This is a genomic window from Bifidobacterium sp. VU/mBH4 (B4) (genome assembly GCF_058199535.1).
In genome coordinates this window covers 105,061-113,155 of record NZ_JBVPQJ010000007.1, presented here as the reverse complement: position 1 = coordinate 113,155, position 8,095 = coordinate 105,061, and the positions used below count along the sequence as shown (strand labels likewise).

Annotated in this window: 4 protein-coding genes and 1 pseudogene; 3 read left to right on the top strand and 2 right to left on the bottom strand. The window is 65.4% G+C overall.

Annotated elements, in window-relative coordinates; all coding sequences use genetic code 11:
* Window positions 1–3,582: pseudogene (locus AC0AII_RS08265) on the bottom strand (RCC1 domain-containing protein); the annotation flags it as partial.
* Window positions 3,583–3,867: 285 nt separating this feature from the next.
* On the opposite strand from AC0AII_RS08265, the gene AC0AII_RS08260 reads away from it, so the two are divergent.
* On the top strand, window positions 3,868–4,707 hold the full coding sequence (locus tag AC0AII_RS08260) for an aldo/keto reductase (protein ID WP_490446774.1): 840 nt from the start codon (window positions 3,868–3,870) through the stop codon (window positions 4,705–4,707).
* 120 nt (window positions 4,708–4,827) lie between these two features.
* Here the strand turns inward: AC0AII_RS08260 and AC0AII_RS08255 are convergent, their stop codons facing one another.
* A complete protein-coding gene (locus AC0AII_RS08255; RefSeq protein WP_110412679.1) occupies window positions 4,828–5,577 on the bottom strand; it encodes a GTP pyrophosphokinase in 750 nt (249 codons plus the stop codon).
* A 94-nt stretch (window positions 5,578–5,671) separates the two neighbouring features.
* On the opposite strand from AC0AII_RS08255, the gene miaB reads away from it, so the two are divergent.
* Both miaB and miaA read left to right on the top strand, forming a co-directional pair.
* Entirely contained in the window at window positions 5,672–7,090 is a 1,419-nt protein-coding gene (gene miaB, locus AC0AII_RS08250; RefSeq protein WP_258326537.1) for a tRNA (N6-isopentenyl adenosine(37)-C2)-methylthiotransferase MiaB, read from the top strand.
* Window positions 7,077–8,081 carry a tRNA (adenosine(37)-N6)-dimethylallyltransferase MiaA gene (miaA, locus tag AC0AII_RS08245; RefSeq protein ID WP_490446773.1) on the top strand — a complete coding sequence of 335 codons (1,005 nt, stop codon included), beginning with the start codon at window positions 7,077–7,079 and terminating at the stop codon, window positions 8,079–8,081. The genes miaB and miaA overlap by 14 nt, the downstream gene beginning before the upstream one ends.
* Window positions 8,082–8,095: the final 14 nt, after the last annotated feature.

Below are 8,095 nucleotides of genomic sequence, written 5' to 3'. Positions count from 1 at the left end.
GACAGACTATGTTGTTCCCTCCGGTGGCGGCGTGAGGCCAGGATCCCGCCCATGCCGGTCATGCCGGTGGCCAGGGCCAGCAGGATGCCTTCCCCGCCTGCCTTGGGGAGCACGCCTGCGGGCAGGTACGTGTACTTCAAGGATGTGTCGGGCGTTTGGGGTGCGCCGCCCAGCGTGTAGTCCACGCTGACCGTGACCGTGCCCGGCTGGTGTGCAGGCGTGAGCACGCTGACACTATTGCCGTCGCCGCGCGTCAGCCCTGATACAGCGGTCTGGTCGAACCTGACGCCGGTGATCACCAGCTGCAGGTTGAACGACACCGGCACAGGAGCCGACTTGTCGTTTGTGCTGCCGTCGCCGAGCTGGCCACTGTAGTTGCCTCCCCATGCCCAGGCGTTGCCGTCGCTGCCCACGGCCAGGGAATCATGGTATCCGGCGCTGACCTGTGCGGCTTTGAGCCCTTTGCTCTTGTCCCCGGGGCTGGCGGGGTCGCGCACGCGCACAGGAACAGACGAACTCGCATAGCTGCCGCTGCTGTTGTTGCCGAGGTCACCAGACCCGTTGCATCCCCATGCCCAGGCGTTGCCGTCGCTGCCCACGGCCAGGGAATGGGCGGCTCCTGCGCTGACCTGCAGGTAGGTGAAGTCTGCTGGCAGGTCCGGGTAGGTCTTGCGGTCGGGTGTCTTCACCCTGACCGGCGCATGCCGCTCGGTGGTCGTCCCGTCGCCGAGCTGGCCATCGCCGCTGTATCCCCAGGCGTAAACGTTGCCGTCGCTGCCCAGGGCCAGGGAATGAGAGCCTCCGGCGCTGACCTGCAGGTAGGTGAAGTCCTCCGGCAGGTCCGGGTACGTGCTGCGGTCGGGTGTCTTCACCCTGACCGGCGTAGACTGGCTGTAGCTGGTTGTCCCGTCGCCGAGCCGGCCATTGTAGTTGTTTCCCCAGGCGTAAACGTTGCCGTCGCTGCCCAGGGCCAGGGAATGGGCGGCTCCTGCGCTGACCTGCAGGTAGGTGAAGTCTGCTGGCAGGTCCGGGTACGCCTTGCGGTCGGGCGTCTTCACCCTGACCGGCGCATGCCGCTCGGTGGTCGTCCCGTCGCCGAGCTGGCCATAGCCGTTGTTTCCCCAGGCGTAAACGTTGCCGTCGCTGCCCACGGCCAGGGAATGATATTGTCCGGCGCTGACCTGCAGGTAGGTGAAGTCCGCTGGCAGGTCCGGGTACGCCTTGCGGTCGGGCGTCTTCACCCTGACCGGCGCATGCCGCTCGGTGGTCGTCCCGTCGCCGAGCTGGCCATAGCCGTTGTATCCCCAGGCGTAAACGTTGCCGTCGCTGCCCAGGGCCAGCGAATGAAGCTCTCCGGCGCTGACCTGCAGGTAGGTGAAGTCCGCTGGCAGGTCCGGGTAGGTGTTGCGGTCGGGCGTCTTCACCCTGACCGGCGTAGATTGGCCGCTGTAGCTGCTTGTCCCGTTGCCGAGCTGGCCATTGCTGTTGTATCCCCATGCGTAGGCGTTGCCGTCGCTGCCCACCGCCAAGGAAAAAGAACCGTTTGCTGATCCGCTGATCTGGCTGAATCTGATGCCTCGGCTGGCGTTGTCTGGCGGGGTGATGGTGGCGGGTTCCCTGCCCAGCTGGCTGCCCTTATTGGGGCTGATGCTCCACTTGGTGCTCCGGCTTGTCGGCGTCCAGTGGGCGGCCAGGGTCAGGTCCTTGCCGACGGGCCTGCTGAAATCGTAGGCGACCTGACCGGTGAACCAGCCGTCGAACAGGAAGCCATCGCGCGTCGGGTCTGGGGAGGGGCGCTTCGCCCTCCCGTACGGGGCGGAGACATGCTGGTCTGCTGGTTTGGGGTTTCCGCCTCCCGTGTCGAAGCGGACCGTGAACGCGGATCCTGGTTCCGCAGCTCGTGCCGGCGGCTGGTCGACCGTGTACGCAAGGCTCCTGGCGAAAGGCTGCCCGTCCTGCCTGCCAGTGATAAGGATGGCGGCTTGTCCGGGCTTGCGGGCGGGAGCTTCAGCCTGCCAGGAGCCGTTGCTCCTGCTGAGCGGCAACGCCTGGTCGTTCAGGCTGGCTGATGCCAGGATGGGCGCAGCAGTGGTGTCGAGCCTGTCGGGTTTGCCGGGCTGGCCATGCCCGTCCAGGCTCCACCTGTACAGGCTGCCCTGTCTGCTGATGGCGGCGATCCCGCCGCCGGTGCTTGCGGCTTGCACGTAGGCTTGGTTCCTGCTGTCCGCGCGCTTGGGGGTCTTGCCGGGATGCCAGACCCAGACGTGGCCGTCCGCATCAGTGATGGCGGCCTGGTCCTTGTTGGCGGCGGTCGAGCTGGCCTGCGCGCCGTCCGGCAGGCTGAGCTGGATCATGGCGGCAGTGCCGTCTGGCAGGTACCGGGCCTGCCCGTTTGTGTCCAGGAGGAGGAACCCCTGGTTGAGGGCCTGGGCCTGGACGATACGGGTTTCCGGCTGCTGCTTGACGCGTTCGGGCTTGGCTTTCCCGGTCTTGCTCATCTCCCAGGTCCAGGCTAGCCCGTCAGCGTCCACGATGAGCGCCTGGCTGGCGGAGGCCGCAGCGGTGACGGCCTGCGCCTTTCCGGGCAGGCTGGCTGCGGCCTGCTCCAAGAATTTCGGGTTCAGGCTTTGGCTGTCGGCCTGGCTGGTCCGGAAAGCGTGGATTTGTCCTTGTTGGTCCACGGCCAGGAGCCGATTATCGTTCATGCTGATGCTGGTGAACCCGGCATCCTTGCCGGTGTCGAGGATCACGGGTGTTGCTTGTTGGCTGTTCCAGGTGTAGATGTGCTGGTCTGATCCTAATGCGGCCTGCGATCGGCTGTCGGCTGCAACCTGCAGGTAGTGGAACCCGTCGGATGCTTGGGCGGGGGAAGGCACCTGTTTGGGCGTGCCGTCCTGCGTCCAGGTGTGGATGCGGCCGTCGCCGGTCAAGCCGAGGAACCGGTCTCCAGCGGCATGGATGCTGGCGAATTGAGGTTCCTGCCTGTGGGGCGGGCTGATGGTCAGCCGGGCGCCGGAGGCGGGCCCATGGTCAGGGCTCAGCGTCCAGTCCGCGGCTTTCGACCATTGGGCTTTCAGGGTCGTGTCCTGGAGGATGGGGGTCCGGAGGTCGAAAGGCTGGCCGTCAAGCGTCCACCCGTCGAACCGGAAGCCTTCACGCTGAGGGTTCTGTTGCGGGGGAGCGGCGAGGGTGCCGGTTTTCACGGTTGACTGGGTGGGCTTGTTTCCATCAACCATGTCGAAGCGTACTACGTGCGTGGCTTGATTATCCGTCTTGCCAGATGGTTTGGCAGGAGCGGCGTCTGTGCTGCCGGGTGTTCCCGTCGTCGATGACGGGGGTTCTGGTGTGGGGCTTAATGGTGTGGTGGCTTGTATCGGCGATGGCGAGGGCAGTGGAGTGCCTGGAGTGTTGCTGGGGGAAATGCCGGGGGTTTGCTCAGCTACGCGAGGGGTCTGACGACCCCCCCCCCCCGGTGAGGACAGGAGCATCCGCCTGGGCGGATGCGACGCCCAGGCCCGCAAGCATTCCCAGCAGGATGACAGCCATCGCCAGGATGCGACGCAGACGGGAAACCAGATGCATCAAACCAAAACCCCTTCACCAAACACCAAACGGAATCAACACCGTTTGCCAAAGTTTTTGCCTGCCAGCGCCCACCCTGCATCACATCGCATGAGCCAATGGCGCAAGCCAGCCGTCTTCTCGACATCCCCCGCCTTTCACCCTACCACCCAGCCAGAAAACAACACACGAGATGCAAATGCACAGCGGTAGGCCTAAGCAACAGCTCCTCCCATCTTGCCTGGCAGATAGAATGGACAGACAACACGTCACGGCCTCTGAACTACCGACAAGGAGTATGCCTATATGACCGGAAACGTCACCGACACCACCATCACCCTCAACAACGGGGTCAGCATTCCCCAGCTGGGGCTCGGGGTCTTCCAAACACCCGATGGCGAGGCGACCAGCCAGGCCGTCACCTGGGCCCTGCAGGCGGGCTACCGCCACATCGACACCGCCATGATCTATGGCAACGAGCAGTCCGTGGGGGAGGGGTTGCGCCGCTCCGGGGTTGACCGGCGGGATGTCTTCCTGACCACCAAGCTTTGGAATGACGACATTCGTGCGGGACGGGCCAAGGAGGCCTTCAAGGAGAGCCTGGACCGGTTGGGCGTGGACTATCTGGACCTCTACCTGATCCACTGGCCCGCCGAGGGCTGGCAGCAGGCCTGGGAGGACATGGAGGAGCTTTACACCCAGCGGCGGGTACGGGCCATCGGGGTCTGCAACTTCCAGAAGCACCACCTGGACGAGCTGCATACCATCAGCGGCACCAAGCCGGCCGTCGATCAGATCGAGTCCTCGCCCCAGTTCGTCAATGGCGACCTGATCGACTACTGCCACGGCACCCTGCGTGTGGATGTGGAGGCTTACAGTCCTCTGGGTGGCACCGGCGGCAACCTGCTGGCCGACCCCAGGCTCAAGGCCATGGCCGAGCGCTACGACCGCTCCCCGGCACAGATCGTGCTGCGCTGGCACCTGCAGCGCGGGGTCATCGTCATCCCAAAGTCCACCCACAAGGAGCGGATCGAGCAGAACGCGCAGGTCTTCGACTTCGAGCTGAGTGATGAGGATATGAAGACCATCACCGCCATGAACAGGGACGAGCGCACCGGCGCGGATCCCGACAACTTCGACTTCTGAGAGATGGTGGTACAGGAGGAGACCCGACCTTGAAGGCGGGGCCTCCTCCTGGGACCCGGCGGAAGCCCCAACCCTTCCACCTGGCCTGGTTTCTATGGTAAAGGATTTGTGAGGATTCAGCTAATCGGTATTGCCGCTGATGGCTTCGTCGTCGGTCTCCTGCTCCTGGGGCGAACCTGAGATGTCGCGGTGGATGGACTGCATCTGCACCTCGATGTTCTGCAGGGAGCGGGCGCAGTCCAGCAGGGTCTGGGAATGCTCGGCCAGGCGGGCGTCGGGCAGGTCTGACTTGTAGCGCAGCTGGTGCTCCAGGGAGGCCCAGTAGTCCATGGCGATGGTGCGGAACTGCACCTCGACCGGCGTGTAGTGGGGTCCCGAGGTCAGGAAGACCGGCACGGCGTAGATGACGTGCAGGCTGCGGTAGCCGTTCATCTTGGGGTTGCGGATGTAGTCCTTGACCCTCAGCACCTGGATGTCTGACTGGTCGGAGAGGTAGCGGGAGACCGAGTAGACGTCGTCCCGGTAGTTGCAGATGACGCGCACGCCGGCCACGTCGAAGATGTGATCGCGCACCGAGGGAATGGTGACGGGCAGGTTCTTGCGGTGCAGCTTGCCGATCAGGGAGTCCACGCTCTTGAGCCGGCGCTCCATGTGGTGGATGGGGTTGTGGCTGAACCGGACCTGGAACTCGGTGTCCAGCACGTCCAGCTTGGTCGAAATCTCGTACATGGCCCCCTCGTAGGTCTGCATGAGATTGACGAATTCCGTTATCTCGTCGATGTCCAGCTTGGGACGGTCCTTTTCGTCCAAGTCCGACAGTCGCTGCTTCATTTCGGATGCGCTCATGGCACTGTTACGGTCGAGTATCACATGAACCTCCCATGCCGCCGTTCGTAACCATGACTCATGGTACGCACAGGCCCCGATGGCCGCGGGACCCGACCTGCGCATACAATCATGGCTTATGGAAGCAGGCGAGGGCATGAGCGTGACCGCTCAGCGTAAGGACAGCAGGGGCGTCTACTATGTGCGGACCCTGGGCTGCCAGATGAACGAGCACGATTCCGAACGTATCGCCGGGGTGCTTCGGGCCCAGGGCTACCAGCAGGCCACGCCCGAGCAGGTCCGCGCGCGCGAGGTGGACGTGATGGTGCTCAACACCTGCGCCGTGCGAGACAACGCCACCCAGCGCATGTACGGGACCATCGGGCGCTGGCACAGGTTCAAGCAGCACAAACCCGACACGCGCATCGCCGTGGGCGGTTGCATGGCCCAGAAGGATCGGGAGCGGATTGTGAAGGCGGCGCCATGGGTGGATGCGGTCTTCGGCACCAGGGACATCGGCTCGCTGCCGGGTCTGCTGGACAAGGCCCGCAAGGACGGGCGGCCGCAGGTGGGGGTTACGCAGGAGCTGCGGGATCTGCCCGGGCGGCTGCCGGCGGTCAGGGCCTCGCGCTCGCAGGCCTGGGTGTCCATATCGGTCGGCTGCAACAACACCTGCACCTTCTGCATCGTGCCCTCGGTGCGCGGGCGGGAGCGGGACCGGTCCATGGACGACATCCTGCAGGAGGTTGAGGACTGCGTACGCTCCGGGGCCCGCCAGGTGACCCTGCTGGGGCAGAACGTCAACTCCTACGGCTGGTCCACGGGGGACCGCTATGCCTTTGCCCGGCTCCTGCGTGCCTGCGGCCGGGTGCCTGGGCTGGAACGGATCCGCTTCACCTCGCCCCATCCGGCGGCCTTCACCGACGATGTGATCGCGGCCATGGCCGAGACCCCCACGGTCATGCACCAGCTGCACATGCCCCTGCAGTCGGGCTCCGACCGGATTCTGCGGGCCATGCGGCGCTCCTACCGGTCCCAGCGCTTTTTGGACATACTTGACAAGGTGCGGGCTGCCATGCCCGATGCCCTGATCACCACCGACATCATCGTGGGATTCCCCGGGGAGACCGAGGAGGACTTCCAGGCCACCATGGATGTAGTGCGCCGGGCACGCTTCTCGTCGGCCTTCATCTTTGAGTATTCGCCCCGTCCGGGTACTCCGGCCGCGCGCATGCCGCAGCTGCCCAAGGCCGTGGTCCAGGATCGGTTCGAGCGGCTGCAGGCCCTGCAGGAGTCCATCACCATGGAGCACATGCAGTCCTTCCTGGGCAAGGAGGTGGAGGTGCTGATCGGCGACGGGCACGGCCGGCACGACGGCAGCACCCACCGGGTGACCGGGCATGAGCGCACCGGGGTGCTGGTCCACGTCGGCGTGCCCCAGGGGATGCCTGCACCTAAGCCTGGCGACTTGGTGACCTGCACCGTCACCCAGGCCGGGCCCCACTATCTGATCGCTGACCCGGATCCCCGGGCGGGGCAGGTCTATGACATCCGCTGAACCCCGCATCGTCTCCATCGTGGGCCCTACAGCCTCGGGTAAGACCGCCCTGGGCGTGGCCCTGGCACAGGCTCTTGAGGAGCGCGGGCAGGAGGCACATATCGTCAATGCCGACGCCTACCAGATGTACCGTGGGATGGATGTGGGCACGGCCAAGCCGTCAATCCAGGAGCGGCAGGCGGTGGTTCACCACCTGATCGACATCATCGAGCCGGAGGAGGTCATGAGCGTGGCCCGCTTCCAGGCCATGGCCCGGTCCTTGATAGCCGACCTGCGGGCGAAGGGAATCAGACCCATTCTGGTCGGTGGCTCCGGGCTCTATACCCGGGCTGTCATCGACGATCTGTCCTTCCCCGGCACCGACCCGGCGGTCAGGGCCAGGCTGGAGGAGCGGGCCCAAGAGGAAGGCCCCGGGCTGCTCTTCCGTCAGCTGCAGGAGCGGGACCCGGAGGCTGCGGAGCGGATGGACCCTCGGAATGTGCGGCGGACCGTGCGGGCTCTGGAGGTCATGGAGATCACCGGACGGCCCTATTCGGCCAGCCTGCCCCGTTACCGCTACCTGCTGCCCGCCCTGCAGCTGGGGCTGGACCTGCCCCGGGAGGAGCTGGATCGCAGGATCGACCAGCGCACCCAGGCCATGCGCGACCAGGGGCTGGTCGAGGAGGTGAGCAGACTGCGCAACCGCCTGGGGACCACGGCCTCACGCGCCCTGGGCTACCAGCAGATTCTGGACTACCTGGACGGCCGCACCGACCTGGATGCCGCCTTCGGTCTGATAGCGCAGAAGACCAAGCGCCTGGCCCGCAAGCAGATGGGCTGGTTCGGCCGGGACCCGCGCATCCACTGGCTGAATGCCCTGGCCCCGGACCTGGCCCAGCAGGCCCTGGACCTGGTGGACCAGGCCGACCAAGGCCGCTTCGACCAGGCGGACGCCCAGGCCGACCAGTCGGATCAGGGGAGGGTGACCAGACACCATTTGGGCGAGCTTTGACTTCAAGTACTTGA